The organism is Variovorax sp. P4_D9 (assembly GCF_056401695.1).
The window spans coordinates 1-2,308 of the sequence record NZ_JBFUIU010001130.1 but is presented as its reverse complement, the minus strand read 5'-3'; the positions used below and the strand labels follow the sequence as shown (position 1 = coordinate 2,308).

General features: G+C 65.0%; 2 protein-coding genes. Both read left to right on the top strand.

The window, feature by feature from the left end; genetic code table 11:
• Positions 1 to 1,242 (top strand): alpha-amylase family glycosyl hydrolase (locus AC1DY5_RS51935; protein WP_478122064.1); only part of this gene is annotated, 1,242 nt, incomplete at its 5' end.
• 10 nt (positions 1,243 to 1,252) lie between these two features.
• A partial coding sequence (locus AC1DY5_RS51930) for an alpha-amylase family glycosyl hydrolase (protein WP_478122063.1) occupies positions 1,253 to 2,308 on the top strand: 1,056 nt, incomplete at its 3' end.

Genomic DNA, 2,308 nt, shown 5'->3' with positions numbered 1-2,308 from the left:
GGCCGCAACAACGCGCTCAGCACCGCGCCCGGCGATGTCGGCAGCCCCTGGGCCATCGGCGCCGCCGAGGGCGGCCACAAGAGCATCCTGCCCGAGCTCGGCACGGCGGAGGATTTCCGTCGCCTGGTGGCATCTGCGCGCGCCCAGGGCCTGGACATCGCCATGGACATCGCCTTCCAGTGCGCGCCCGACCATCCCTACGTCGAGGCGCACCCGAAGTGGTTCCGCTGGCGGCCCGACGGCAGCGTGCAGTACGCCGAGAACCCGCCCAAGAAATACCAGGACATCTACCCCTTCAACTTCGAGAGCGAGGATTGGCGGGGGCTCTGGACCGAACTCAAGAGCGTGCTCGATCACTGGATCGCCGAGGGCGTGACGATCTTCCGGGTCGACAACCCGCACACCAAGTCCTTCGCGTTCTGGGAATGGGCGATCACCGAATGCAAGCGGACGCACCCGGAGCTGATCTTCCTGGCCGAGGCCTTCACGCGGCCCAAGGTGATGCGCCGCCTGGCCAAGCTCGGCTTCACCCAGTCCTACACCTACTTCACCTGGCGCAACAGCAAGGACGAGCTCACCGAGTACTTCAGCGAACTCTCGCGCAGTCCGGGTGCCGACTACTTCCGCCCCAACGTCTGGCCCAACACGCCCGACATCCTGCATGCGGCGCTGCAGACCGGCGAAGAGGCCACGTTCAAGTCAAGGCTGGTGCTGGCCGCGACGCTGGCGGCCAGCTACGGAATCTACGGCCCGGCCTTCGAACTGCTCGAGCACTTGCCGCGCGAGCCGTCGAGCGAGGAGTACCTGGATTCCGAGAAGTATCAGTTGCGCCACTGGGACTGGGGGCCGGACAGCGGCCTGCGCCCCTTCATCGCGCGCATCAACCGCATTCGGCGCGCCAACCGGGCGCTRCAGTCCGACCGCAGCCTGCGCTTCCTCCCGATCGACAACGATCAGTTGATCGCCTACATGAAGGCCTCGCCGGACGGCAGCAATGTGGTGGTGACGGTGGTCAACCTCGATCCGCACAACGCGCAATCTGGCCACCTGTCGCTCGACCCGTCGGAGATTGACGTGCCGCGCGGCCAGCCCTTCCAGATGCATGACCTGCTGACCGACCAGCGATTCGCCTGGCACGGCGAGCGCCACTACATCCTGCTGGATCCGCAGCACATGCCGGCGCACGTGCTCGCGGTGCGGCGCCGGCTGCGCGACGAGCGCGATTTCGACTACTACGTCTAGGCGGCACCTCATGAACGCCCCCGTACCCAAGCTGGCGCTCGAGACCACCGAGATCGACACGTCCGGCGACCCGACCTGGTACCGCGACGCGGTGATCTACCAGTGCAACGTGAAGGCCTTCTTCGACTCCAACGGCGACGGCGTCGGCGACTTCCAGGGTCTGGCGAGCAAGCTCGACTACGTCAAGGACCTCGGCGTCAACACGATCTGGCTGATGCCCTTCTATCCCTCGCCGCTGCGCGACGACGGCTACGACATCGCGGCCTACGAAGACGTGCACGCGCAGTACGGCACCTTGCAGGACTTCCGCGACATGCTTGAGGAGGCGCACAAGCGCGAGTTGCGCGTCATCATCGAGCTGGTCATCAACCACACATCGGACACGCACCCGTGGTTTCAGGCCGCGCGCATGGCACCGCCAGGATCGCCCGAGCGCGACTTCTATGTCTGGAGCGATCACGACCAGTTGTACCAGGGCACGCGCATCATCTTCACCGATACCGAGAAGTCGAACTGGACCTGGGACCCGGTCGCCAAGGCCTACTACTGGCACCGCTTCTTCAGTCACCAGCCGGACCTCAACTTCGACAACCCGCAGGTGCTCGAGGCAGTGTTCCGAACCATGCGCTTCTGGTTCGACATGGGCGTCGACGGCTTCCGGCTCGACGCGATTCCCTACCTGATCGAGCGCGACGGCACCTCCAACGAGAACCTGCCCGAGACTCACGTGGTGATCAAGAAGCTGCGTGCCGCGATCGACGCTAAGTACAAGAACCGCTTCCTTCTCGCCGAGGCCAACATGTGGCCCGAGGACGTGCGCGAGTACTTCGGCGACGGCGACGAGTGCCACATGGCCTACCACTTTCCGCTGATGCCGCGGATGTACATGGCGATCGCCCAGGAGGACCGGGACCCGATCGTCGAGATACTGCAGCAGACGCCCGAGATCCCCGACGGCTGCCAGTGGGCGATCTTCCTGCGCAACCACGACGAACTCACGCTCGAGATGGTGACCAATCGCGAGCGCGACTACATGTACACGACCTATGCGGCCGACATGCAGGCG